Origin of the sequence: Streptomyces sp. SAT1, from assembly GCF_001654495.1 — a bacterium.
In the GTDB taxonomy this organism is placed as follows: Bacteria; Actinomycetota; Actinomycetes; order Streptomycetales; family Streptomycetaceae; genus Streptomyces; species Streptomyces andamanensis.
Window position 1 is genome coordinate 1,198,110 of record NZ_CP015849.1, and the last position, 24,913, is coordinate 1,223,022.

At 71.9% G+C, this 24,913-nt stretch carries 21 protein-coding genes and 1 pseudogene; 5 read left to right on the forward strand and 17 right to left on the reverse strand.

What is annotated here, in order from left to right; genetic code table 11:
- Positions 1-117: 117 nt before the first annotated feature.
- Both A8713_RS05165 and A8713_RS05170 read left to right on the forward strand, forming a co-directional pair.
- Positions 118-978, forward strand: a pseudogene (locus A8713_RS05165) (ABC transporter ATP-binding protein).
- Between the two features lie 71 nt (positions 979-1,049).
- Positions 1,050-1,829: an ABC transporter permease gene (locus A8713_RS05170; protein WP_237305525.1), complete on the forward strand. Its 780-nt coding sequence runs from the start codon at positions 1,050-1,052 to the stop codon at positions 1,827-1,829.
- Positions 1,830-1,953: 124 nt separating this feature from the next.
- Here A8713_RS05170 and hisS read toward each other — a convergent pair whose 3' ends face one another.
- Positions 1,954-3,216, reverse strand: coding sequence for a histidine--tRNA ligase (gene hisS, locus A8713_RS05175; RefSeq protein WP_064537258.1), 1,263 nt, complete (start codon positions 3,214-3,216; stop codon positions 1,954-1,956).
- A gap of 11 nt (positions 3,217-3,227) precedes the next feature.
- Positions 3,228-3,944, reverse strand: coding sequence for an MBL fold metallo-hydrolase (locus A8713_RS05180; RefSeq protein WP_064531663.1), 717 nt, complete (start codon positions 3,942-3,944; stop codon positions 3,228-3,230).
- A 179-nt stretch (positions 3,945-4,123) separates the two neighbouring features.
- Between A8713_RS05180 and A8713_RS05185 the strand changes: the two genes are divergently transcribed.
- Together A8713_RS05185 and A8713_RS05190 are read left to right on the forward strand one after the other, a co-directional pair.
- On the forward strand, positions 4,124-4,948 hold the full coding sequence (locus A8713_RS05185) for a peptidylprolyl isomerase (RefSeq protein WP_064531665.1): 825 nt from the start codon (positions 4,124-4,126) through the stop codon (positions 4,946-4,948).
- Positions 4,949-5,086: 138 nt separating this feature from the next.
- Positions 5,087-6,316, forward strand: coding sequence for a DUF349 domain-containing protein (locus A8713_RS05190; protein ID WP_064531667.1), 1,230 nt, complete (start codon positions 5,087-5,089; stop codon positions 6,314-6,316).
- Between the two features lie 162 nt (positions 6,317-6,478).
- Here A8713_RS05190 and A8713_RS05195 read toward each other — a convergent pair whose 3' ends face one another.
- From A8713_RS05195 to pgsA, 15 genes are all read right to left on the reverse strand, one after another.
- Entirely contained in the window at positions 6,479-9,007 is a 2,529-nt protein-coding gene (locus A8713_RS05195) for a RelA/SpoT family protein (protein ID WP_064531669.1), read from the reverse strand.
- Positions 9,008-9,204: 197 nt separating this feature from the next.
- A complete protein-coding gene (locus tag A8713_RS05200) occupies positions 9,205-9,744 on the reverse strand; it encodes an adenine phosphoribosyltransferase (RefSeq protein WP_064531671.1) in 540 nt (179 codons plus the stop codon).
- On the reverse strand, positions 9,741-10,865 hold the full coding sequence (secF, locus tag A8713_RS05205; RefSeq protein ID WP_064531673.1) for a protein translocase subunit SecF: 1,125 nt from the start codon (positions 10,863-10,865) through the stop codon (positions 9,741-9,743). Before secF ends, A8713_RS05200 begins: the two co-directional genes overlap by 4 nt.
- Before the next feature lies 1 nt (position 10,866).
- A complete protein-coding gene (gene secD / locus A8713_RS05210) occupies positions 10,867-12,690 on the reverse strand; it encodes a protein translocase subunit SecD (RefSeq protein ID WP_064531675.1) in 1,824 nt (607 codons plus the stop codon).
- Between the two features lie 132 nt (positions 12,691-12,822).
- The gene (gene yajC / locus A8713_RS05215) at positions 12,823-13,332 is read right to left on the reverse strand and encodes a preprotein translocase subunit YajC (RefSeq protein ID WP_064531677.1); all 510 of its coding nucleotides are present in this window, start codon (positions 13,330-13,332) and stop codon (positions 12,823-12,825) included.
- A 163-nt stretch (positions 13,333-13,495) separates the two neighbouring features.
- A complete protein-coding gene (ruvB, locus tag A8713_RS05220) occupies positions 13,496-14,566 on the reverse strand; it encodes a Holliday junction branch migration DNA helicase RuvB (RefSeq protein ID WP_064531679.1) in 1,071 nt (356 codons plus the stop codon).
- A 57-nt stretch (positions 14,567-14,623) separates the two neighbouring features.
- Positions 14,624-15,229 (reverse strand): Holliday junction branch migration protein RuvA, encoded by a 606-nt coding sequence (gene ruvA / locus A8713_RS05225; protein ID WP_064531681.1) that lies wholly within the window; start codon positions 15,227-15,229, stop codon positions 14,624-14,626.
- On the reverse strand, positions 15,226-15,783 hold the full coding sequence (ruvC, locus tag A8713_RS05230) for a crossover junction endodeoxyribonuclease RuvC (RefSeq protein WP_064531683.1): 558 nt from the start codon (positions 15,781-15,783) through the stop codon (positions 15,226-15,228). Before ruvC ends, ruvA begins: the two co-directional genes overlap by 4 nt.
- Positions 15,784-15,891: 108 nt before the next feature.
- On the reverse strand, positions 15,892-16,644 hold the full coding sequence (locus A8713_RS05235; RefSeq protein WP_064531685.1) for a YebC/PmpR family DNA-binding transcriptional regulator: 753 nt from the start codon (positions 16,642-16,644) through the stop codon (positions 15,892-15,894).
- A 79-nt stretch (positions 16,645-16,723) separates the two neighbouring features.
- The gene (pdxT, locus tag A8713_RS05240; protein WP_064531688.1) at positions 16,724-17,335 is read right to left on the reverse strand and encodes a pyridoxal 5'-phosphate synthase glutaminase subunit PdxT; all 612 of its coding nucleotides are present in this window, start codon (positions 17,333-17,335) and stop codon (positions 16,724-16,726) included.
- Between the two features lie 8 nt (positions 17,336-17,343).
- The gene (gene pdxS, locus A8713_RS05245) at positions 17,344-18,192 is read right to left on the reverse strand and encodes a pyridoxal 5'-phosphate synthase lyase subunit PdxS (RefSeq protein WP_234021320.1); all 849 of its coding nucleotides are present in this window, start codon (positions 18,190-18,192) and stop codon (positions 17,344-17,346) included.
- A 212-nt stretch (positions 18,193-18,404) separates the two neighbouring features.
- On the reverse strand, positions 18,405-18,947 hold the full coding sequence (locus A8713_RS05250; RefSeq protein ID WP_064531690.1) for a hypothetical protein: 543 nt from the start codon (positions 18,945-18,947) through the stop codon (positions 18,405-18,407).
- A 714-nt stretch (positions 18,948-19,661) separates the two neighbouring features.
- Positions 19,662-20,825 carry a glycosyltransferase family 4 protein gene (locus A8713_RS05255; protein WP_064531692.1) on the reverse strand — a complete coding sequence of 388 codons (1,164 nt, stop codon included), beginning with the start codon at positions 20,823-20,825 and terminating at the stop codon, positions 19,662-19,664.
- The gene (locus tag A8713_RS05260; protein WP_064531694.1) at positions 20,822-21,766 is read right to left on the reverse strand and encodes a phosphatidylinositol mannoside acyltransferase; all 945 of its coding nucleotides are present in this window, start codon (positions 21,764-21,766) and stop codon (positions 20,822-20,824) included. The genes A8713_RS05255 and A8713_RS05260 overlap by 4 nt, the downstream gene beginning before the upstream one ends.
- Positions 21,763-22,494 (reverse strand): phosphatidylinositol phosphate synthase, encoded by a 732-nt coding sequence (pgsA, locus tag A8713_RS05265; protein ID WP_064531696.1) that lies wholly within the window; start codon positions 22,492-22,494, stop codon positions 21,763-21,765. Before pgsA ends, A8713_RS05260 begins: the two co-directional genes overlap by 4 nt.
- Positions 22,495-22,700: 206 nt before the next feature.
- Here pgsA and A8713_RS05270 point away from each other — a divergent pair, with 206 nt between their 5' ends.
- Entirely contained in the window at positions 22,701-24,899 is a 2,199-nt protein-coding gene (locus tag A8713_RS05270) for an elongation factor G-like protein EF-G2 (protein ID WP_064531698.1), read from the forward strand.
- Positions 24,900-24,913 lie beyond the last annotated feature (14 nt).

Genomic DNA, 24,913 nt, shown 5'->3' on the forward strand with positions numbered 1-24,913 from the left:
GCACCCACCCGGGTGCCCACCGTTCGCTGGAGATAAGGAGAACGAGGAAGAACGCCGAAGAACGCCGAAGAACGCGAAATCTCCCCGGAAGCCACCGTTCCGGGTGACGCTCTGGGCATGACATCGAACGAACTCGCGGTGGCCGTACGGGGGCTGCGCAAGCGCTACGGGGACGTCACCGCGGTCGACGGGATCGATCTCGGCATCGAGAAGGGCGAGGTGTTCGGCCTGCTCTGACCCAACGGGGCGGGCAAGAGCACCACCGTGGAGATCCTCCAGGGCCACCGCTCACGGGACGCGGGAGAGGTCACCGTCCTCGGGTCGGACCCGGCGACCGGCACGCGCGCGTGGCGCTCCAGCGTCGGGATCGTCTGGCAGGACGAATCCGCGCCCGCCGAGTTGACGGTCCGCGAGACCGTGCGTCACTTCGCCCGCTACTACCCCCGGCCCCGCGACCCCGGCGAGGTGATCTCGCTGGTCGGTCTGGAGGCGAAGGCGGACAGCCGGATCAAGTCCCTCTCGGGCGGGCAGCGGCGCCGGCTGGACGTCGCGCTCGGCGTGATCGGCGGCCCCGAACTGCTGCTCCTGGACGAGCCGACGACCGGGTTCGACCCGGCGGCCCGGCGGCAGTTCTGGGACCTGATCCGGCAGCTCGCCGCCGAGGGGACGACGATCCTGCTGACCACGCACTACCTGGAGGAGGCCGAGGCGCTCGCCGACCGGCTGGCGGTGGTGGCCGGCGGCCGGATCGTCGCCGAGGGCACCTCGGCCGCCCTGCGCGCACGCTTCGGCACCGGCGCCACCGTGGAGTGGACCGAGCACGACGGCGCGGCGCGCACCGAGCAGACGGACACCCCCACCAGGACCGTCGCCGCGCTCATGCACCGCTTCGACGGCGAGATACCCGGACTCCGGGTGAGCCGCCCCACCCTGGAGGACGTCTACCTCCGGCTGACCGGACAGGAGAACACCCGATGACCACCACCGCGGCCCCCGACGGAGGGACCCTGGCGCGCGACGCGGATCCGCGGCCGCCGGGGGCGTGAGGCCTGGGACTGGCCCGGGGCGCCCTGGAGATCAAGCAGTTCTTCCGGCAGCGCGAGCAGGTGGTGTTCACCTTCGCCTTCCCGGTGGTCTTCCTGTTCCTGTTCGCCTCGATCTTCCACGACGCCGTCCAGGGCACCGGCATCACCGCCTCGCAGCTGTACGTCCCCGCGATGATGGCGTCGGGCATCATGTCGACGAGCTTCCAGTCGCTGGGCGTCTCGATCGCCGTGGAGCGGGACGAGAAGGCGCTGCGCCGGCTGCGCGGCACGCCCATGCCCCCGGCCGCCTACTTCCTGGGCAAGATCTGGCTGGTGCTGGTCACCGGGGTCCTGGAGACGGCGGTCCTGCTGCTCGTCGGGACGACGGTCTACGGTGTCGACCTGCCCACGGACGCGGTCCGCTGGTTCCACTTCGCCTGGATCTTCGTGCTCGGCCTGACCGGGTGCGCGCTGCTGGGCATCGCGATCAGCTCGGTGCCCCGGTCGGCGAAGAGTGCCACCTCCGTGGTCGTCCTGCCGTTCCTGGTGCTCCAGTTCGTCTCCGGGGTCTACATCTCGGTCAGCACCATCCCGGACTGGATGCTGGACGTCGGCGCCCTCTTCCCGCTCAAGTGGCTCTGCCAGGGCCTGCGCGGGGTGTTCCTGCCCGACTCGGCCCGGGTGCTGGAGCAGGCGGGCTCCTGGGAGTTCGGGCGGATCGCGCTGGTGCTGGCGGCCTGGTGCGCCGGCGGGCTGGTGCTGTGCCTGCTGACGTTCCGCTGGAAGGACCGGCGTACGGGCTGACGGGGACGGCGGCGCGGCCCGTGAAGCGCGCCGCCCGGACGGCCAGGTCGTGCCGCCGTGAACGGCGGCGGGCGCCGGGTGCCCGTCAAGGCTCCCGGCGCCCGCCGCGCGCTCTTCCGGCCGCTCAGCCGAGCCGCGACTCCAGCTCCGCCACGACCTCGTTGACGGCGATCGCCGTCTGCTCGCCGGACTCCATGTCCTTGAGCTGGACGACGCCGTCGGCGAGGTCGCGCTCACCGGCGACCAGGGTGAAGCGGGCGCCGCTGCGGTTGGCGTTCTTCATCGCTCCCTTGAGGCCCTTGTGCCCGTAGGAGAAGTCCGCCGCGACGCCCACCTTGCGCAGCTCGGTGACCTTGGCGAACAGCACCCGGCGCGCCTCCTCGCCGAGCGGGACGGCGAAGACGCTGGTGGCGGGGGGCAGGCGGAGTTCGACGCCCTCCGCCTGGAGGGCCAGGACGGTGCGGTCCACGCCGAGCGCCCAGCCGACCGAGGGCAGCGCGGGGCCGCCGATCATCTCGGACAGGCCGTCGTAGCGGCCGCCGCCGCCGACCGCGGACTGCGAGCCGAGGCCGTCGTGGACGAACTCGAAGGTGGTGCGGGTGTAGTAGTCCAGGCCGCGGACCAGCTTGGGGTCGTCCTCGAAGGAGACGCCCGCCGCCGTGATCAGCTCGCGCACCTCCTCGTGGTACGTCTTGCAGGCGTCGCACAGGTAGTCGCGCAGCAGCGGGGCGTCGGTGAGCTGCTTCTGCACGTCGGGACGCTTGTCGTCGAGCACGCGCAGCGGGTTGATCTCCGCCCGGCGCAGCGTGTCCTCGTCCAGGTCGAGGCCGCGCAGGAAGTCCTGGAGGGCGGCCCGGTAGACCGGGCGGCACTCCTTGTCGCCGAGGCTGTTGAGCAGGATGCGGAAGTCGCTCAGGCCCAGCGAGCGGTACGCCTGGTCGGCGAGGATGATCAGCTCGGCGTCCAGGGCCGGGTCCTCGGCGCCGATGGCCTCCGCGCCGACCTGCGAGAAGTGGCGGTAACGGCCCTTCTGCGGGCGCTCGTAGCGGTAGTACGAGCCGGAGTACCAGAGCTTGACGGGGAGGTTGCCCGCCTTGTGCAGGTTGGCCTCCAGGGCGGCGCGCAGCACGGAGGCGGTGCCCTCGGGACGCAGGGCGAGCTGGTCACCGCCCTTGGTCTCGAAGGCGTACATCTCCTTGGTCACGATGTCGGTGGACTCGCCGACACCGCGGGCGAACAGCTCGACGTTCTCGAAGCCGGGCGTCTCGACGTATCCGTAGCCGGAGTTGCGCAGCGGGGCGGCGATGGCCTCGCGGACCGCCAGGTAGGTCGCGGAGTCCGGGGGGATCAGGTCGTACGTGCCCTTGGGGGCCTTGAAGGTGCTCACGAAGTCTCTCGTCACATTCCTCGTCGGGGAGCCTCGCCGGCGCCGTGCTCGCGGCGGCCGGCGGCCACCTGCCGCAGATACGGGTTGGCGGCGCGCTCCTGGCCGATGGTCGTCTGGGGGCCGTGGCCGGACAGCACCACGGTCGAGTCGTCGAGCGGCAGGCACACGCGGGCCAGCGAGTCGAGGATCTCGGCCATGTCGCCGCCGGGCAGGTCGGTGCGTCCGATGGAGCCGGCGAAGAGCAGATCCCCGGAGAAGAAGACCGACGGGATGTCCGCGGTCTCGGGCATCCGGAAGGTCACCGACCCCTTGGTATGGCCGGGGGCGTGCGCGACGGAGAACTCCAGGCCGGCCAGCTCCAGCCGCGCGCCGTCGGTCAGCTCCTCGACGTCGTCGGGCTCGCCCACGGTCAGCTCGCCCATCAGCGGCGCCCCGATGGAACGGCCGAGGGCCTTCTCGGGGTCGCTCATCATGTACCGGTCGGCCGGGTGGATCCAGGCCGGTACGCCGTGCGCGCCGCACACGGGGACGACCGAGGCCACATGATCGATGTGGCCGTGGGTGAGGACGACGGCGACGGGCTTGAGCCGATGCTTCTTCAGCGCTTCCTCGACTCCCTGGGCGGCCTGGTGGCCGGGGTCGATGATCACGCACTCCTCACCGGCGGCGGGGGCGACGAGGTAGCAGTTCGTCCCCCAGGCCCCGGCGGGGAACCCGGCAATGAGCACGATCGTCCTTCGTTTGTGTCGATACGGGCGGGCATCGGGTGACCGCGCCCGCGGTCAGAGACTACCGGCGCTGCCGGATCCTCAGCGAACCCATATACGGTACGGGGCACACACGGGCGACCGGCTCACCGGCCGCGCGGGTGCCGGTCGACATTCCAGACGCATGAGGAGAGAACCCGGTGGTCAGCCAGGAGCAGCGGCGGCGTCAGCTCGCCCGGGAGAAGTTCTTGCGGCAGCAGCAGCGGCGCACCGCCGCGCGGCGCAAGGCACGCACGCGCAACTCCGTGATCGCGTCGGTGCTCGGCGTGGTCGTCATCGGTGGTGTCGCGTTGTACTCGACCGGGGCGCTCAAGAGCGACAAGGACGACAAGGCGAACGCGAGCGCGGACGTCTCCGCGAGCCCGTCGGCCAGCCCCAAGGCACCGGACCCGTGCGCGAAGCCGGCCGCGGGCTCGGTGGCGAAGCTGAGCTGGAAGAAGGAGCCGGCGATGTCGATCGACACGTCGGCGAAGTACACGATGAAGCTCGCCACCACGTGCGGTGACATCGACATGTCGCTGAAGGCGTCCGCCGCTCCGCACACCGTCAACTCGTTCGACTTCCTGGCCGGGAAGGGCTTCTTCGACCACACGAAGTGCCACCGGCTCACCACGAACGGGATCTACGTGCTCCAGTGCGGCGACCCGACCGGTACGGGCACGGGCGGCCCCGGTTACACGATCCCGGACGAGAACCTCAAGGACGCCAGCCTCAAGGGCAACGTCTATCCGGCCGGCACGGTCGCGATGGCGAACACCGGGCAGAAGCACACCGGGGGCAGCCAGTTCTTCCTCGTGTACCAGAACAGCCAGCTGCCGCCCAACTACGCACCGTTCGGTACGATTTCCCAGTCGGGCCTCACGGTGCTGAAGAAGATCGCCGCCGCGGGTGAGAACTCGGGCGCCGGCGACGGCGCCCCGAACGCGACGGTCGTGATCAACAAGGCCACGGTCACGAAGTCCTGACCGTCAACCGCGCGATTTCGGTCGCGCTGGATGCGGACAGGAAACCCGCTGGTCGCCTATGTTGGCCGTGACGAAACTGTGGACGATGCCCGGGGGAGCCTCCAGAGCCCCCCGCAGGCATCATGTGGAGGAGGCGCTGTGAGCAGCGACCCGTGGGGCCGCGTCGACGAGACGGGGACCGTGTACGTGCGGACGGCCGAGGGCGAGCAGGTCGTCGGTTCCTGGCAGGCCGGCTCCCCCGATGAGGCACTGGCCTACTTCGAGCGCAAGTACGAGGGCCTGGTGGTCGAGATCGGCCTGCTCGAGAAGCGCGTACGCACCACCGATCTGTCGGCGAAGGACGCCCAGGCCGCCGTCGACCACCTCCGGGAGCAGGTCGACGCGCATCACGCGGTCGGTGATCTGGCCGCCCTGCGCAGCCGCCTGGACAAGCTGGTCGAGACCGTCGAGTCGCGGCGCGAGGAGCGCAAGGCGCAGCGCGCCCGGCAGGCGGACGAGGCCCGGCACGCCAAGGAGGCGCTGGTCACCGAGGCGGAGGAGCTGGCCGGGTCGGACCAGTGGCGGGCGGCCGGTGAGCGGCTGCGCGCGCTGGTGGACACCTGGAAGGGGCTGCCGCGCCTGGACCGCAAGTCCGACGACGAGCTGTGGCACCGCTTCTCGCACGCGCGCTCGGCGTTCTCCAAGCGGCGCAAGGCGCACTTCGCGCAGCTGGACGCGCAGCGCGAGGAGGCGCGCCGGATCAAGGAGCGGCTGGTCGCCGAGGCCGAGGCGCTGTCGGGCTCGACGGACTGGGGCGCCACGGCGGCCCGGTACCGCGAGCTGATGGCGGAGTGGAAGGCCGCGGGGCGTGCGCAGCGCGAGCACGAGGACGACCTGTGGAACCGCTTCCGTGGCGCCCAGGACGTGTTCTTCGCCGCGCGCGGTTCGGTCTTCGCCGAACGGGACGCCGAGCAGTCGGAGAACCTGAAGCTGAAGGAGGAGCTGGCCGAGGAGGCGGAGAAGCTGCTGCCGATCGGTGATCTCAAGGCCGCGCGTGCCGCCTTCCGTTCGATCAACGAGCGCTGGGAGGCCGTCGGCCATGTGCCGCGGGACGCCCGTCCGCGGGTCGAGGGCCGGATGCACACGGTCGAGCGGGCCCTCCAGGAGGCCGAGGAGAGCGAGTGGCGCCGGACGAACCCGGAGGCACGCGCGCGTGCCGAGGGTCTGACCGGTCAGCTCCAGGCCGCCGTGGACAAGCTGCGGGGCCAGATCGAGCAGGCGCGGGCGCAGGGCAACAACGCGCGGGCCGACAAGCTGGAGAAGGAGCTGTCGGGCCGCCAGGCGCTGCTGGACCAGGCTCTGAAGGGCCTCCAGGAGTTCGGCGGCTGAGCGCGGCGCGCAGGACAGACGGCGAGAGGGCCCCGTACACGCCGTACGGGGCCCTCTCGCCGTCTGCCGTCGCCTTCCCGGTGCTCCGGGCGCCCGGGAGGCTGCCGGGGCGGCTGAGGTGCCTGGGAGGCTCCCGGGCCGGCTGGGACCGGTGTGGGCTGACTAGGTCCGGTTGCGGGCCGATGTGACCCGGTAGACGTCGTAGACGCCCTCCACGCCGCGCACCGCGCGCAGGACGTGCCCCAGGTGCTTGGGGTCGCCCATCTCGAAGGTGAAGCGGGAGGTGGCGACGCGGTCGCGGGAGGTCTGCACGGCCGCGGACAGGATGTTGACGTGCTGGTCGGACAGGACGCGGGTGACGTCCGAGAGCAGCCGCGAGCGGTCCAGGGCCTCGACCTGGATGGCGACCAGGAAGACCGAGGACTGGGTGGGCGCCCATTCGACGTCCAGGATCCGCTCGGGTTCGCGGGAGAGCGAGTCCACGTTGACGCAGTCGCTGCGGTGGACCGAGACCCCGCTGCCGCGGGTGACGAAGCCGATGATCGGGTCGCCGGGCACTGGTGTGCAGCAGCGGGCCAGTTTGACCCACACGTCGTCGACGCCCTTGACGACGACACCCGGGTCGGCGCTGGAGCGGCGCTTGCGTCCGCGCCCGCGGGCGGGCGGGATGCTCTCGTCGATCTCCTCGGTGGCGGCCTCCTCGCCGCCGAGGGCCTGGACGAGCTTCTGCACGATGTTCTGGGCCGAGACATGGCCCTCGCCGATCGCCGCGTACAGCGCGGAGATGTCCGAGTAGCGCATCTCGTGCGCCAGCGTGACCAGCGAGTCGCCGGTCAGGATGCGCTGGATGGGCAGGTTCTGCTTGCGCATGGCGCGGACGATGGCGTCCTTGCCCTGCTCGATCGCCTCGTCGCGGCGCTCCTTGGAGAACCAGGCGCGGATCTTGTTGCGGGCGCGCGGCGACTTGACGAAGCCCAGCCAGTCGCGGGAGGGCCCGGCGCCGGCCGCCTTGGAGGTGAAGACCTCCACCAGGTCGCCGTTGTCCAGGGTGGACTCCAGCGGGACGAGGCGGCCGTTGACCCGTGCTCCTATGGTGCGGTGGCCGACCTCGGTGTGGACGGCGTAGGCGAAGTCCACCGGGGTGGCGCCGGCCGGGAGCGCTATGACGTCGCCCTTGGGCGTGAAGACGAAGACCTCGTTGCGGGAGAGGTCGAAGCGCAGTGATTCGAGGAACTCGCCCGGGTCCTCGGTCTCCTTCTGCCAGTCGAGGAGCTGGCGCAGCCACGCCATGTCGTTGATGGCTGTGTCCCTGCCGGCCTTGCCGTCCTTGCCGGTGGACCGGGGCGCGTCGGTGCGGACCTTGGAGGCACCGGCGACGGCCTCCTGCTTGTACTTCCAGTGCGCGGCGATGCCGTACTCGGCGCGGCGGTGCATGTCGAAGGTGCGGATCTGCAGTTCGACGGGCTTGCCGTTGGGGCCGATGACCGTGGTGTGCAGCGACTGGTACATGTTGAACTTGGGCATCGCGATGTAGTCCTTGAACCGGCCGGGGACCGGGTTCCATCGCGCGTGCACGGTGCCGAGGGCGGCGTAGCAGTCGCGGACCGTGTCGACCAGGACGCGGATGCCGACCAGGTCGTAGATCTCCGCGAAGTCGCGGCCGCGGACGATCATCTTCTGGTAGACGCTGTAGTAGTGCTTGGGGCGGCCGGTGACGGTGGCCTTGATGCGGGCGGCGCGCAGGTCGGACTGGACCTCGTCGGTGACGATCGCCAGGTACTCGTCGCGCTTGGGGGCGCGTTCGGCGACCAGGCGGACGATCTCGTCGTACATCTTGGGGTAGAGGATCGCGAAGGCGAGGTCCTCCAGCTCCCACTTGATGGTGTTCATGCCCAGGCGGTGGGCGAGCGGCGCGTAGATCTCCAGGGTCTCGCGCGCCTTCTTCTCCTGCTTCTCGCGCTTGAGGTAGCGCATGGTGCGCATGTTGTGCAGGCGGTCGGCGAGCTTGATGACCAGGACGCGCGGGTCCTTGGCCATGGCGACGACCATCTTGCGCACGGTCTCGGCCTGCGCGGCCTCGCCGAACTTGACCTTGTCGAGCTTGGTGACGCCGTCGACGAGCAGGGCGACCACGTCACCGAAGTCGCGGCGCAGGTCGTCCAGGCCGTACTCGGTGTCCTCGACGGTGTCGTGCAGCAGGCCGGCCATGAGTGTGGCCGGGTCCATGCCGAGCTCGGCGAGGATGGTGGTGACGGCGAGCGGGTGCGTGATGTACGGGTCGCCGCTCTTGCGCTTCTGGCCGCGGTGCCAGCGCTCGGCGACCTGGTAGGCGCGCTCGATCTGGCGCAGGGTGGCCGTCTCGATCTTGGGGTCGTTGCTGCGCACTATCCGCAGCAGCGGCTCCAGGACCGGGTTGTACGGGTTGGCGCGCTGGACGCCGAGGCGGGCCAGGCGGGCGCGGACGCGGTTGGAGGAGCCGGAGCGGGCGGGCTGGCCGCCGGCGGCGCGCACGGGAGGGGCCGGTTTGGGGCGCACGGACTCGGCGGCCTTCTCGACGGGTGCGGACGAGACGCGCTCGACCGGGCCGCGGGTGTCGTTCTTCGCGTCCTTCGCGTTCGGCGCGGGCTTCGCCGCGGCTGCCGAGGCGGACTCGGGCTTGGCGGCGGTCAGTGGCTGGGCCTCGTCTGGCAAGAGGACTCCTCGTGCGCGATCCGGGTGCCCCGGTCAGGCTCCGGAGGTCCCATGGTAGCGATCCCGGGCTCCCGGATCGCCTTCAGCCCGGTGCGCGGGCCGTTCACCGGGGAAAACGCACGGGACGGGCGCCGGATTCCTCCGGGCCCGTCCCGTCGCTGCCGTACGGGCGTCACGCGGGTGTGCGTGCGCCGTGCTCAGACCTGGAGCAGTGCCTCCAGCGGGGCGCCGTCCAGGGCGGCGCCCAGGCGGGCGCGGCCCTGGAGGAAGCCCAGTTCCATCAGGACCGCGACACCGGCGACATCGGCGCCCGCGCGGCGGATGAGCTGGAGCGACGCCTCGGCGGTGCCGCCGGTGGCGAGGACGTCGTCGACGACCAGGACGCGGTCGGCGGCGGTCAGGTCCTCGGCGTGCACCTCGATCTCGGCCGAGCCGTACTCCAGCTCGTAGGCCTGGCGGAGGGTGGCTCCGGGGAGCTTGCCGGCCTTGCGCACCGGGATGAAGCCGAGGCCCGCCCGCAGGGCGACCGGGGCGCCCAGGATGAAGCCGCGCGCCTCCAGGCCGACGACCTTGGTCGCACCCTGGCGGGTGGCGATCTCCGCCAGTGCCTCGGTGAGCGCGGAGAAGGCCGCCGGGTCGGCGAGCAGCGGGGTGATGTCCTTGAACACCACCCCCGGCTCCGGGTAGTCCGTGACATCGCGGATCCGGCTGAGCAGCAGTTCCCGGATGTCGGTCATCGGCGCTTCCCGGAGGGTCGGCCCCGGCCCCGGCTGCGGGCGGCGGGCTGGTTGCGCGGGCCGACCACGGCGGGGGCCGCGTCCTCGGCCTCGTCGTCGTAGGACCCGTCGTCCACGGTGCCCTCGGCCGTCACCGGGGTGCCCTCGGCGGCGGCCTGGGCGCGCTTGGCCAGGACGCGCTTCCTGAGGGCCTTCATCTGCGGCTCGTGCTCCTTGAGGTCGGCGACGAGCGGCGTGGCGATGAAGATCGAGGAGTACGCGCCGGCGGCCAGACCGACGAACAGCGACAGCGAGATGTCGTTGAGCATGCCCGCGCCGAGCGCGCCGCCGCCGATGAACAGCAGGCCCGCCACCGGCAGCAGTGCCACCACGGTGGTGTTGATGGAGCGCATCAGGGTGCCGTTGATGGAGCGGTTGGCGAGGTCGCTGTAGGTCCAGCGGGTCTGCTTGGTGATGTCCTTCGTCTGCTCCTTGAGGCTGTCGAAGACGACGACCGTGTCGTAGAGCGAGTAGCCGAGGATGGTGAGCAGACCGATCACCGTGCCGGGGGTGACCTCGAAGCCGACGAGGGCGTAGATACCGGTGGTGATCGTGATGTCGTGGATCAGGGCGACCAGGGCGGCGACGGCCATGCGCCACTCGAAGGCGATCGCCAGGTAGATCACGACCAGGACCATGAAGATCGCCAGGCCCTGCCAGGCCTTGTTGGCGATCTGCTCGCCCCAGCTGGGACCGACCAGGTCGGCGTTGATCTGCTCGCCGCTGACCTTCAGGTCCTTGGCCAGCGCGTCCTTGATCTCGTCGGACTTGCCGGTCTCGATGCCGGCGATCTGGATGCGCAGGCTGCCGTCACCGAGCTTCTGCACGATCGCGTCGTGCCCGGAGGCGTCCTCCGCGAACGTCTCGGCCTGGCTGACCGAGGCGGTCATGTGCTTGGGGGTGGTGAAGACCGCTCCGCCCTGGAACTCGATGCCCATGTTCAGGCCGCGCACCGCCAGGCCGAGGATGGCCGTGATGGTGATCAGGATGGAGATGCCGTACCAGAGCTTGCGGTTCTTGACGAAGTCGTAGCCGACCTCGCCGCGGTGGAGTCGGGCGCCGAGGCTGCCGGGCTTGGACATCTCACGCCTCCTTCGGGTCGACGGGGCCGGCGGGACGGGAGGGGCGGCGGGTGCGTCGCAGCGGCGCCTTGGCGCCCAGGGCCTTGGGGTCGAGACCGGACCACCGGTGGCCGTCGGCGAAGAACTTCCGGCGCGCCAGGATCGTCATCAGCGGCTTGGTGAACAGGAACACGACGACGACGTCCAGCACGGTCGTGAGACCGAGGGTGAACGCGAAGCCCTGCACCTTGCCGACGGTGACGATGAAGAGCACCGCGGCGGCGAGGAAGGACACGAAGTCGGAGACGAGGATGGTGCGGCGGGCGCGCGGCCAGGCGCGTTCCACGGCGGGCCGCAGCGTACGGCCCTCGCGGATCTCGTCCCGGATGCGTTCGAAGAACACGATGAACGAGTCCGCCGTGATGCCGATGGCGACGATGGCACCGCAGACGGCCGGCAGGTTCAGCGCGAAGCCGATGCCCGGTCCGAGCAGCGCCATGATCACGTAGGTGAGGATCGCCGAGACCAGCAGCGAGGGGATGGCGATGACCGACAGGCCGCGGTAGAAGATCAGCAGGTAGACGACGACCAGGGCGAGGCCGATGGCGCCCGCGACGAGGCCGGCGTGCAGCTGGTCGCCGCCGAGCGCGGCGGTGACGGTGGTGACGCTGTCCTCCTTGAAGGTCAGCGGCAGCGCGCCGTAGGACAGCATGTTCGACAGGCCCTGCGCCTCGGACTGCGTGAAGCGGCCGGTGATCTCGGCGTTGCCGCCGGTCAGCGCCTCGCGGACGTACGGGTCGGAGACGACGTTGCCGTCCAGGACGATCGCGAACTGGTTCTGCGGCGTCTGGTTCTGCGCCAGCTTGCCGGTGATGTCCGCGAACTTCTTGGCGCCCTTGGAGGTGAACTCCATGGTGACGGTCCAGCCGGAGCCGTTCTGCGTGTTGAAGACGGCCTGGGCCTTCTTGACGTCGGTGCCGTCCACGCCGGCCGGGCCGAGGAGGTACTTCGCCCACTGGCCCTGCGAGTCCTGGCCGCAGGCGACGGTCGACACGGTGGGCTTGACGCCCTTGCCGGCCGTGGCGCGGACGGACTCCTTGGAGCAGTCCAGGGCGGCGTACTCGGCCTGGAGCTTGCTGTCGTCACCGGAGGTGGCGCCGCCGGCCGACGGGGAGGCGGGGGCCTTGGGGCTCTGCGAGGAGTCCGGCTTGGCGGAGCCGGTGCTGCCCGTCGAGGGGGAGGCGTCGGCCTTCAGGCCGTCGGTGACGGCGCGGCCCTGGTGCGTCGCGGTCGACGAGGGGCTGGAGGAGCCGGAGGTCGCCTTGTCCTTGTCGCCGGTCTTGTCGGTGGCCTTGTCGCCCGGCTTGTCCGTGGCCTTGTCGCCGGGCTTACCGGAGGCGCTGGAGGACGGCGCCGGGCTGGCCGGGGGCTGGCCGGCGGAGACCTCGGTGGCCAGCACCGGGCGGAAGTACAGCTTGGCGGTGGTGCCGACCTGCTCCCGGGCCTCCTTGGAGTTCGTACCCTTGGGGATGTTGACGATGATGTTGTCACGGCCCTGGGTCTGAACCTCGGCCTCCGAGACACCCAGACCATTGACACGGCGGTTCATGATGTCGACCGCGGTGTCCATGTTGGCCTTGTTGATCGCGGATTCCTGACCGCGTTCGGGAACCGCCCTCAGGGTGATGCTGGTGCCGCCGGCCAGGTCGATGCCGAGGCGCGGGGTGGTGTGCCCGGAGGCGAACATGCCACCGGTGAGCGCCACGATGGCGATCAGGATGAGGGCCAGCGAGCGCCATGGCTTGCTCTGGGCGCTCGCGCTCCGGCCCTTCTTAGGTGCTGCCACCTTCTCGTACTCCCTCTCGGGCCGCTCCGCGCCGGGTGGGCTTGGTGTGCGGCCATGACATGGTGTCGGGATCCCGCGCGAAGTGAACACGTCCCAGGGCGCGCGGGCGGTGCCGCGCGCCCTGGGTGGTGACTACTTCGCCCCGGAGTCGCCGTCGGTCTTCTTCGGCTCTTCGTCCGCCTTCGCCTCGGCGGCGGCGTCGGCGGATTCCTCCCCCTTCGGCTCGGCCGCGTCCTTCTTGCCGAGGTCGATGGGCTTGTCGTCGGAGGCGGCGGAAGCGTCGGCGGCGGGCTCGTCGGTCTCGGTGAGGGAGGAGGCGTCGTCGGGAACGATGTCGGTGTCGGACTTCAGGTCGTGCTCGACGCCGTGGACGATGCGGTTGTACTCGTCGTCGGACAGGACGGTCGCGATGGCGTTCTTGGCGAAGAGAAGCTCCACGCCCGGCCCGGCGTCGAGGAGGACCGTGTCGTTGTTGACCTCCTTGACCGTCGCGTACATGCCCCCGATGGTGCGGATTCCGCTACCGGGCTGCATCTGGTTCCGCATGGTGGCGGCCTGCTGCTGCTTGCGCTTGGCCGACCGGGTCATCAGGAACATGGCCCCGATGAGCACGATGAACGGGAGGAGGGTCACGAGACTCACGGGTCGGAACTTCCTTCACACGACCGCGGTGGAAAGCGGCCTGATGGTTGGGGGTGTGCTTGCCGTCGACAAGGGCGGCATCGGCGGAGTCTAAGGGAGTCCGCGTGCAAGGAACAACGCTCAGCATGGCACCTGGGTTCCTCCCCGGGCCAATGGATCGCCGTCACGCCCCGAACAGGTCCTGTTGTCCGTTTCCCGCCCCGGGCGAGCCGGGCGGGGTGAGGCCGAGGTGCGCCCAGGCGGCCGGGGTGGCGACCCGGCCGCGCGGGGTGCGGGCGAGCAGGCCCTCGCGGACGAGGAACGGTTCGGCGACCTCTTCCACGGTCTCACGCTCCTCCCCCACCGCCACCGCCAGCGTCGACAGGCCCACCGGGCCGCCGCCGAACAGCTTGAGCAGTGCCGTCAGCACGGCCCGGTCCAGGCGGTCGAGGCCGCGGGCGTCGACCTCGTAGACGGCGAGGGCCGCGGCGGCGATGTCACGCGTGATCATCCCGTCCGCCTTGACCTGCGCGTAGTCCCGCACCCGGCGCAGCAGGCGGTTGGCGATGCGGGGGGTGCCGCGGGAGCGGCCGGCGATCTCGGCGGCGCCGTCGGCCTCGATCTCCACGTCGAGCAGTTGCGCCGAACGGTGCACGACACGCTCCAGCTCGGCGGGCTCGTAGAACTCCATGTGGGCGGTGAAGCCGAAGCGGTCGCGCAGCGGGGGCGGCAGCAGTCCGGCCCGGGTGGTGGCGCCTACCAGGGTGAAGGGGGGCAGTTCGAGCGGGATGGCGGTGGCGCCGGGGCCCTTGCCGACGATCACGTCGACGCGGAAGTCCTCCATCGCCATGTACAGCATCTCCTCGGCGGGCCGGGACATGCGGTGGATCTCGTCGAGGAAGAGCACCTCGCCCTCCTGGAGCGAGGACAGGATGGCGGCGAGGTCGCCCGCGTGCTGGATGGCGGGGCCGGAGGTGATGCGGATGGGGGCGCCCATCTCGGCCGCGATGATCATGGAGAGGGTGGTCTTGCCGAGGCCGGGGGCGCCGGAGAGCAGCACGTGGTCGGCGGTGGCACCGCGCGCGCGGGCGGCGCGCAGCACCAGGTCGAGCTGTTCGCGGACCTTCTCCTGGCCGATGAACTCGCCGAGGTCCTTGGGCCGCAGGGCGGCCTCGACGGCCTGGTCCTCGCGGTCGGCGACAGAGCCCACCAGTCGCTCGGCGGCGGTGGTGTCGGGCGTGTCGTCCCAGTTCACTGCGGATGTCTCCTAGCGGGGCGCGGGGCGCCGGTGGCGTCAGCGGGCTCGGGTGCGTCAGCGGGCTCGGTTGAGGCTCTGGAGGGCCGCCTTCAGCAGCTGCCCCACCTGGGGTGTGCCGTCGGCGGCCTCGGCCTGCGGGGCGACGGCGGTGACGGCCTCGTCGGCCTCGCGGGTGGCGTAGCCGAGTCCGATGAGGGCGGCGTGCAGCTGGTCGCGCCAGCCCTGGGTCACGGGGGCGCCGACCGCGGGGGCGCCGACCGGCGCGCCGAGGCGGTCCTTCAGCTCCAGGAGGAGCTTCTGGGCGCCCTTCTTGCCGATGCCGGGGACGGCGGTGAGGGCCTTCTCGTCGCCGGTGGCGACCGCGCGGCGCAGCGCGTCGGGGCTGTGCACGGCGAGCATGGCCTGGGCCAGGCGCGGGCCGACGCCGCTGGCGGTCTGGAGGAGCACGAAGACCTGGCGCTCGTCGTCGTCGGCGAAGCCGTACAGGGTCAGGGAGTCCTCCCTGACGACGAGGGAGGTGTGCAGCTTGGCGGGGCGGCCGATCCGCAGGGCGGACAGGGTGCCCGGGGTGCAGTGGACGGCCATGCCGACGCCGCCGACCTCGATCACCGCGGTGTCGGGGGCGAGCGCGGCGACGGTGCCGCTGACGAAGGCGATCATGCCGTACGGCCTTTCGTGTGCGGGGCCGTCCTGGTGGCGGCGGCGGTGTGCAGGGCCACGGCCTGCTGGAGCCGGTTCTGCGCGGGGGCGCGCCAGATGTGGCAGATGGCGAGGGCGAGGGCGTCGGCGGCGTCGGCGGGCCTGGGCGGCGCGGCGAGCCGTAGAAGACGGGTGACCATGGCGCCCACCTGGGCCTTGTCCGCCCGTCCGCTGCCGGTGACGGCGGCCTTGACCTCGCTGGGGGTGTGCAGGGCGACGGGGATGCCGCGGCGGGAGGCGCACAGGATGGCGACGGCGCTGGCCTGGGCGGTGCCCATCACCGTGCGCACATTGTGCTGGCTGAAGACGCGCTCCACGGCCACGAACTCGGGGCGGTGCTCGTCGAGCCACTGCTCGATGCCCTGTTCGACGGCGACCAGGCGGGGTCCGAGGTCGGCGTCCGCGGGGGTCCGCACCACGCCCACACCGATCATGGTCAGCGGCCGGCCCGCGACCCCCTCCACGACACCGACCCCGCAGCGGGTCAGCCCCGGGTCCACCCCCAGTACGCGCACGCGATCTTTCCCTTCGATCTCCTGTCCGCGCAGGCTATCGGGTGCCACTGACAACGGCGGCGGGCCCAGGGACGTGTCCCTCGGCCCGCCGGTGGCGCCGTACGTGCGTCAGGCGTCGACCTTCTCCATGACCTCGTCGCTGACGTCGAAGTTGGCGAAGACGTTCTGCACGTCGTCGCTGTCCTCCAGCGCGTCGATCAGCTTGAAGATCTTCCGGGCGCCGTCCTCGTCCAGCTCGACCTGCATGGTCGGGACGAAGTTGGCGTCGGCCGAGTCGTAGTCGATGCCGGCCTCCTGGAGGGCGGTGCGGACCGCGACCAGGTCGGTGGCCTCGCTGAGGACCTCGAAGGTGTCACCGAGGTCGTTGACCTCCTCGGCGCCCGCGTCCAGGACGGCGCCCAGGACGTCGTCCTCGGACAGCTCGCCCTTGGGGACGATCACGACACCCTTGCGGTTGAACAGGTACGACACCGAGCCGGGGTCGGCCATGGAGCCGCCGTTGCGGGTCATGGCGACGCGGACGTCGGAGGCGGCGCGGTTGCGGTTGTCGGTGAGGCACTCGATGAGCACCGCGACGCCGTTCGGCCCGTAGCCCTCGTACATGATCGTCTCGTAGTCGGCGCCGCCGGCCTCGAGACCGCCGCCGCGCTTGATGGCGGAGTCGATGTTCTTGTTCGGGACCGACTGCTTCTTGGCCTTCTGCACGGCGTCGTAGAGCGTCGGGTTGCCGTCCAGGTCGACGCCGCCCATCCGCGCCGCGACCTCGATGTTCTTGATCAGCTTCGCGAAGAGCTTGCCGCGCTTGGCATCGATGACGGCCTTCTTGTGCTTCGTCGTGGCCCATTTAGAGTGGCCGGACATCTGCCTGTCTCCTTCGCGTAAACCCATCCTGTACGAACGCCCCCGGGCCTGAAGCAGCCGGGAGGTACCCCGGGAGATCCTACAAGGACTCCGCCGCCCGTATCGCGCGCACCATGTCGACGAACAGGGCGTGCACACGGTGGTCGCCGGTCAGCTCCGGGTGGAACGACGTGGCCAGCGCGTTGCCCTGGCGCACCGCCACGATGTGGCCGCCGTGCTCGGCGAGCACCTCGGTCCCGGCACCCACGGACTCGACCCAGGGCGCGCGGATGAAGACGCCCTCCACGGGATCGCCCTCGACGCCCCGGACGTCCACGGCCGCCTCGAAGGACTCGTTCTGCCGCCCGAAGGCGTTGCGGCGCACGATCATGTCGATGCCGCCGACGGTCTCCTGGCCCGAGCGCGGGTCGAGGATCTTGTCGGCGAGCAGGATCATCCCGGCGCAGGTGCCGTAGACGGGCATGCCGTCACGCACGCGCGCGCGGAGGGGGTCCATCACGCCGAAGAGGACGGCGAGCTTGGAGATGGTGGTGGACTCGCCGCCGGGCAGGACCAGGCCGTCCACCTCGGCGAGTTCCTCGGGGCGCCTGACCGGCCTGGCCACGGCGTCGGCCGCGGCCAGGGCGGTGAGGTGCTCCCGTACGTCGCCCTGGAGGGCCAGGACGCCGATGACAGGTGCTTCGCTGCTCATGGAGTGGACTACCAGCCGCGGTTGGCGTAGCGCTCGGTCTCGGGGAGGGTGTCGCAGTTGATGCCGACCATGGCCTCGCCGAGGTTGCGGGACGCGTCCGCGATGATCTTCGGGTCGTCGTAGAAGGTGGTCGCCTTGACGATGGCGGCGGCGCGCTTGGCCGGGTCACCGGACTTGAAGATGCCGGAGCCGACGAAGACGCCCTCGGCACCGAGCTGCCGCATCAGGGCGGCGTCGGCCGGGGTGGCCACGCCGCCGGCGGAGAAGAGGACCACCGGCAGCTTGCCCAGCTCGGCGACCTCCTTGACCAGCTCGTAGGGGGCGCGCAGGTCCTTGGCGGCGGCGTACAGCTCGTTGTTGTCGAAGCCGCGCAGCCGGGCGATCTCGTTCTTGATCTGGCGCAGGTGGCGGACGGCCTCGACGACGTTGCCGGTGCCGGCCTCGCCCTTGGAGCGGATCATGGCCGCGCCCTCGGCGATGCGGCGCAGGGCCTCGCCCAGGTTGGTGGCACCGCAGACGAAGGGGGTGGTGAAGGCCCACTTGTCGGAGTGGTTGACCTCGTCGGCCGGGGTGAGGACCTCGGACTCGTCGATGTAGTCGACGCCGAGCGACTGGAGGACCTGGGCCTCGACGAAGTGGCCGATGCGGGACTTGGCCATGACCGGGATGGAGACGGCCTCGATGATGCCCTCGATCATGTCCGGGTCGGACATACGGGCCACGCCGCCGTCCTTGCGGATGTCGGCCGGGACCCGCTCAAGGGCCATGACGGCGACGGCGCCCGCGTCCTCGGCGATCTTCGCCTGCTCCGGCGTGACGACATCCATGATCACGCCGCCCTTGAGCTGCTCGGCCATGCCGCGCTTGACGCGCGCGGTACCGGTCTCGGGAGTCTGGGCGGAATCGGGAAGCGTGGTGGACACGGGTGACCTCACTCGGGTGGAAAGAGGGGGTTGATGCACCCAGAGGAAACGCGAGTGGACCAGTCCACGGCAAGGGCCAATGACAAGCGGGTGGATCCTTTTGCCCGGACGGCCCCTGTACGGCAGGTGCCGGGCGGCGCGGATCGCTAGGCCGCGCGCTCCACCAGCGCCGCCGGGGGCTCGTCGTCCATCTCGAAGGCCAGCGGGAAGGGGGCGTGCCCGGCCAGCCGGAACCAGCGGACCTTGCGGTGCTCGCGCAGTCTGCGGGCCGCGCCCACGGCGTCGTTGTGGAAGCGGCGGGCCATGGGCACCCGGCGCACCGCCTCGGCCAGCTCGCGCGCCGCCTCCTCGCCGCCGGGCACCGCGCGGACCGCCTCCACCTGCTGCGCCTCGCCGAACACCGCCCGCAGCGCCTGGCTCAGCTCGCTCTCGGCGACCTCCCGCTGCTCCTCCTCGGACTGCCGGGCCGCGTGCGCGGCCTCGTACAGCACGATCGAGGCGGCTGGGTCCAGCACCCCGGAGGTGGCCAGTTCCTGCGCCACCGAGGCACGGCGCAGCAGCTGCGCGTCCAGCGCGGCCCGCGCCGCGTCGATCCGGGCGTGCAGCCGGTCCAGCCGGCCCGCCGTCCAGCTCAGATAGAGGCCCACGGCCACGAGCGCGACAAGGATCCAGATGAGCGTTGCGATCACGGGCGGCAAGGCTACCGGTGCGGGGAGGGGGGGCCTGCGGCCGGTCGGGGCGGACGGGTGTGCCGAGCGGTTCGGGAGCGGTGGGTGCGTGTCCCCGGGCGGGCGGACACCGGGGCACGGACGCGCGGCAGCGGGGGGGCGCCGATCCGTCCCTAGGGCGACCGGGCCGGCACCGGGCCGGGGGGCTGCCACCGGTCGGCAGGAACGCGGCGGGCCGGCCGTTCCGGGCAGTGGGCGCCCGTCACAGGGAGACGCCGAGGCGTGGACACGCGACAGCAGGGGCGCCGATCCGTCCCTCGGGCTCGCGGGCCGAGACGGCACCCGGGCGGGGTGGGCGGAGGGGCGTGCGACCGGTCAGGAGGCCGGGACCGGGAGCTGGTGGGCGTGCTCCTGGCTGCTCCCCTCCCCCGCGTCCCTGTCGCTCGGAGACCACCCCGGAGACCGTCCCCGGCACGCCGGCACGCCGGCACGGCCACCGGACCGCCCCGCAAGCCGCCGGACCGCCAGCGCCGCTGGCCGCACGCCCGTCAGACCACGCGGCCCTCGAACCGCACACCCACCGCACCACACGGCCCTCGAACCGCGTACCCGCCCAACCGCACGGCCTGCGGATCACACGCCCGCCGAACCGCACGCACCTGGAACCGCACGCACGCACGCCGAACCAGACGCCCCTGGAACCGCCCGGCCGCCGCACCCCGCAGCCCCACCCGCTCAGTCGCGGACCAGGCCCAGCCGTGCCCGCAGCCCCGTGGCGCGGTCGTCCGTGGCGACCGCCGCCGCGCCGGCGGTGACCGTCTCGTAGACGGAGAGGATGTCCGCGCCGACGGTGGACCAGTCGAAGCGGCGGACGTGGGCGCTGCCGCGCTCGCGGAGTCCGGTGCGGCGGGCCGGGTCGGCGAGGAGGCGTACGGCGGCGTCGGCCAGGGCGTCCGCGTCCTCGTTGGCGAACAGCTCACCGGCCTTGCCCTGGTCGAGGACCTGGGCGAAGGCGTCGAGGTCGGAGGCGAGCACGGGAGCGCCCGCGGACATCGCCTCGACGAGGATGATGCCGAAGCTCTCGCCGCCGGTGTTGGGCGCCACATAGAGGTCGACGCTGCGCAGGAAGCGCGCCTTGTCCTCGTCGCTGACCATGCCGAGGAACTCCACCCGCGCGCGCAGCTCCCGCGGCAGGCTCGCCACGGCCTCCTCCTCGTCGCCGCGGCCCGCGACCAGCAGCCGGGTCTGCGGATGCGCGGCGAGGATCTTCGGCAGGGCCCGCATCAGCACGGGCAGCCCCTTGCGGGGCTCGTCGATGCGGCCCATGAAGCCGATCGTGCCGCCCTGCCACTCGGGCCGGGGCTCGGCGCGGGCGAAGAAGTCGACGTCGACGCCGTTCGGGATGACCACGGCGTCCCCGCCCAGATGCTCGACCAGGGTGCGCCGGGCGTACTCGCTCACCGCGATGCGCGCGCTGATCTTCTCCAGGGCCGCCTGGAGGATGGCGTACGCGGCGACCATCGCCCGGGAGCGCGGGTTGGAGGTGTGGAAGGTGGCCACGATCGGGCCCTGCGCCGCCCAGCAGGTGAGCAGGCCGAGCGACGGCGAGGTCGGCTCGTGGATGTGGATCACGTCGAAGCGGCCCTCGTGCAGCCAGCGCCGTACCCGGGCGGCCGAGAGGAAGCCGAAGTTGAGGCGGGCCACCGACCCGTTGTACGGCACCGGGACCGCGCGGCCGGCCGAGACGACGTAGGGCGGCAGCGGGGTGTCGTCGTCGGCGGGCGCGAGGACGGACACCTCGTGCCCCAGGCGGATGAAGTACTCGGCGAGGTCGCGGATGTGGAACTGCACGCCGCCGGGGACGTCCCAGGAGTACGGGCAGACGATGCCGATCCTCACGCCGCGTCCCCCTCCGCTTCCTGTCCGGCCCGACCGGTCCGCTCGGGGCGGGGTTCGAGGTCCGCGAGCCACAAGCGCTGGAGCATGTGCCAGTCCTCCGGATGGTCGGCGATACCCGAGGCGAAGGCGTCGGCCAGCGCCTGTGTCATGACAGACGTCTTCTCGGGCCGCGTACCTGTCGCCGGTACCTCGATCGGGGGATGGACCCGGCCCCGCATGACGGGCGAGCCGTCGTACCAGAGGGTGACGGGCAGCAGCAGGGCGCCGGTCTGCTGGGCGAGCAGCGCGGGCCCGGCCGGCATCCGGGCCGTCTCGCCGAAGAACTCGACCTCGACGCCGGAGGAGGACAGGTCGCGGTCGGCGACCAGGCAGACCAGGCCGCCGTCGCGCAGCCGCCGGGCCAGGGTGCCGAAGGCCGAGCCACCGCTGTGCGGCAGCACCTCCATGCCCAGGCCCTCGCGGTAGGCGACGAACCGGTCGTAGAGCGTCTCGGGCTTGAGGCGTTCGGCGACCGTGGTGAACGGCGTCTCCAGCGCGGTGGTGACCCAGGCGCCCGCCAGGTCCCAGTTGGCCAGGTGCGGCAGGGCGAGGACGACGCCCCTGCCGGAGGCGAGGCCGTCGGTCAGGTGGTGCACGTCGTCGGGGGCGAAGCCGCCCCGGACCCGCTCGGCGCTCCAGGCGGGCAGCCGGAAGGACTCCATCCAGTAGCGCAGATAGGAGCGCATGCCCGCGCGGGACAGCTCCGCCAGCCGCTCGGGACTCGCGCCGGGCACCACGCGCGCGTAGTTGCCCTCCAGCCGCAGGACGCCCTTGCCGCGCCGCTTCCAGACGAGGTCGGCGAGGGTGCGGCCGAGCCGGACGGCCACCGGTTCGGGCAGCTTCTTGACGGTGCTCCAGCCCAGGCCGTACAGGGCGTCGGTGAGGCGCTCCCGGGCGCTCACGCCGACGCCCCGCTCCCCTGGTTCTCCTGCCGGGCGGCCTCGGCGTCCGCCTCGGCCGACTCGCGGCGCACGGTGACCACGCGCTGGACGAGCGTGACCAGGCTGCCGGCGGCGACGATCCACAGGGCGACCGGCAGCAGGTACTGGATGCCGGGCACCCCGAACTTGTGCAGGCCCGCGAATCCGGCCGCGACCAGGGAGATCACCAGCCGCTCGGCCCGCTCGACCAGGCCGTTCACGGCGACGGGCAGGCCGATCGCCTCACCGCGCGCCTTGGTGTACGACACCACCTGGCCGCTGGCCAGGCAGAAGATCGACACCGCGCACAGGGTGTTGTCGTGGCCCTGCCCGGCGTACCAGAGGGCGAACCCGCCGAAGATGGCGCCGTCGGCCACCCGGTCCAGGGTGGAGTCCAGGAAGGCGCCCCAGCGGCTGGAACGGCCCAGCTGGCGCGCCATGTTGCCGTCGACCAGGTCGGAGAACACGAAGAGCGTGATCACCACCGTGCCCCAGAAGAACTCGCCCCGGGGGTAGAAGACCAGCGCGCCCGCCATCACTCCAGCGGTGCCGAGGAGCGTGACCGTGTCGGGGCTCACACCCCGGCGGATGAGAAACGCGGCGAACGGTGTGAGGACACGCGTGAAGAATGCACGCGCGTACTTGTTCAGCATGGCCTTCCCGAGGGTCGCTGTCGCCGGGCGGCCCCTGCTGGCCACCGGCTGGCCCATCGTAGTCACGCGCGCGCGTGCGCCGCGTCCGGGCACCCTCGGGCCCTTGCGGGGCACGGGCGGGCGGCGGGATCGGGTCCTTCGTATGGACGCGGCATGACGGGAGTGCAAAGCTCGAATGACCGCGGGCGTCGCAGGAGCCGCCGGTGACGCGGTGCCGCGTGTCCGCGCCCACAGGACCTCACCGTGCACGGGAGGGCAGGATCATGGGCGACAAGGCGCACACACATCCCGGAGCCGCCGGCAGGGCGATGGCGGCCGACCACCCCGCGTCCGTGCGGAACGTGGTGCTGGTCGGCCACTCCGGATCGGGCAAGACGACCTTGGTGGAGGCTCTCGCGCTGACGGCGGGGGCGGTGAACAGGGCGGGCCGTGTGGAGGACGGCGGCTGCGTCTCCGACTACGACGAGATCGAGCACCGCCAGCAGCGCTCGGTGCAGCTGTCCCTGGTGCCCGTCGCCTGGGACGGCATCAAGATCAACCTGCTGGACACACCCGGCTACGCGGACTTCGTCGGGGAGCTGCGCGCCGGTCTGCGGGCCGCCGACGCGGCCCTCTTCGTCGTCTCGGCCTCCGACGGCGTGGACGGCTCCACCCGCATGGTGTGGGAGGAGTGCGCCGCCGTCGGCATGCCGCGCGCCATCGTGATCACCCACCTGGAGGCCGCCCGCGCCGACTTCGGGGAGATGACCCGGGTGTGCGCCGAGGCGTTCGGCGCCGACGACCCCGACGCCGTCCTCCCCCTGTACCTGCCGCTGCACGGACCCGAGGGCCCCGACGGACACGCCCCGGTCACCGGCCTGGTCGGCCTGCTGACCCGCAAGCTGTTCGACTACGCGAGCGGGGAGCGCAAGGAGTCCGAACCCGGCACGGACGAACTGCCGCGCATGGACGAGGCCCGCGACCGGCTCATCGAGGGGATCATCGCCGAGAGCGAGGACGAGACCCTCATGGACCGCTACCTCGGCGGCGAACAGGTCGACGTGGAGACCCTGATCAAGGACCTCGAACGGGCCGTCGCACGCGGCGCCTTCTTCCCCGTGCTGGCCGCCGCCCCCGCCGCCGACGGCGCCCGCCAGGGCATCGGCACGGTGGAACTCCTCGACCTGATCGTCCGCGGCTTCCCCACGCCCCTGGAGCACGCGGCGCCCGAGGTGACCACGCCCGACGGCCGCTCGCGCCGCCCGGCGCCGTGCGCCCCGGACGGACCGCTGGTCGCGGAGGTCGTCAAGACGGCCTCCGACCCGTACGTGGGCCGGGTCTCCCTGGTACGCGTCTTCTCCGGCACCCTGCGCCCGGACGAGACCGTGCACGTCTCCGGGCACGGCCTCGCCGACCGGGGCCACGAGGACCATGACGTCGACGAGCGGATCGGCGCCCTGTCCACCCCGTTCGGCAAGCAGCAGCGCCCGGTGACGCACGCCGTCGCCGGAGATCTGGTCTCCGTGGCCAAGCTGAACCGCGCCGAGACCGGCGACACCCTCTCCGCCAAGGACGACCCGCTGCTGATGGCCCCCTGGCAGATGCCCGACCCGCTGCTGCCGCTCGCCATCCAGGCGCACAGCAAGGCCGACGAGGACAAGCTCTCCCAGGGCCTGGCCAGGCTGGTCGCCGAGGACCCCACGATGCGCCTGGAGCAGAACCAGGACACCCACCAGGTGGTCCTGTGGTGCCTGGGCGAGGCGCACGCCGACGTGGCCCTGGAACGGCTGCGCAGCCGCTACGGCGTCCAGGTCGACGTCGTCCCGCACCGGGTCTCCCTGCGGGAGACGTTCGCCGACCGGTCGGCGGGCCGCGGCCGGCACGTCAAGCAGTCCGGCGGCCACGGCCAGTACGCCATCTGCGAGATCGAGGTGGAGCCGCTGCCGGGCGGCTCGGGCATCGAGTTCGTCGACAAGGTCGTCGGCGGCGCGGTGCCGCGGCAGTTCATCCCCTCCGTCGAGAAGGGCGTACGGGCGCAGGCCGCGAAGGGGGTGGCCGCCGGTCATCCGCTGATCGACGTCCGCGTCACGCTGCTGGACGGCAAGGCGCACTCGGTGGACTCCTCCGACGCCGCCTTCCAGACCGCGGGCGCGCTGGCGCTGCGGGAGGCCGCGGCCGAGGCCCGGATCCATCTGCTCGAACCGGTGGCCGAGGTGAGCGTCCTGGTCGGCGACGACTACGTGGGCGCCGTGATGAGCGACCTGTCCGGGCGGCGCGGCCGGGTGCTGGGCACCGAGCAGATCAGCGGCGGCCGGACCCTGGTGCGGGCCGAGGTGCCCGAGATCGAGATCGGCCGGTACGCGATCGACCTGCGGTCCCTGTCGCACGGCACGGCCCGCTTCGAGCGCCGCTACGCCCGGCACGAACCGATGCCGCAGCAGATCGCCGACCGGCTGCGCCAACAGGAGCGCGAAGCCTCCTAGTCGACGCGCCGGGC

Excerpts from the sequence above, each read along its gene's own strand:
- A8713_RS05200 (WP_064531671.1), bottom strand. The coding sequence starts at position 9,744 with ATGACCGACATCCGGGAACTGCTGCTCAGCCGGATCCGCGATGTCACG.
- pgsA (WP_064531696.1), bottom strand. The coding sequence starts at position 22,494 with ATGGGCCAGCCGGTGGCCAGCAGGGGCCGCCCGGCGACAGCGACCCTC.
- pdxT (WP_064531688.1), bottom strand. The coding sequence starts at position 17,335 with ATGAGCAGCGAAGCACCTGTCATCGGCGTCCTGGCCCTCCAGGGCGAC.
- secF (WP_064531673.1), bottom strand. The coding sequence starts at position 10,865 with ATGTCCAAGCCCGGCAGCCTCGGCGCCCGACTCCACCGCGGCGAGGTC.
- A8713_RS05270 (WP_064531698.1), top strand. The coding sequence starts at position 22,701 with ATGGGCGACAAGGCGCACACACATCCCGGAGCCGCCGGCAGGGCGATG.
- pdxS (WP_234021320.1), bottom strand. The coding sequence starts at position 18,192 with ATGGCCGAGCAGCTCAAGGGCGGCGTGATCATGGATGTCGTCACGCCG.
- ruvA (WP_064531681.1), bottom strand. The coding sequence starts at position 15,229 with ATGATCGCCTTCGTCAGCGGCACCGTCGCCGCGCTCGCCCCCGACACC.
- A8713_RS05235 (WP_064531685.1), bottom strand. The coding sequence starts at position 16,644 with ATGTCCGGCCACTCTAAATGGGCCACGACGAAGCACAAGAAGGCCGTC.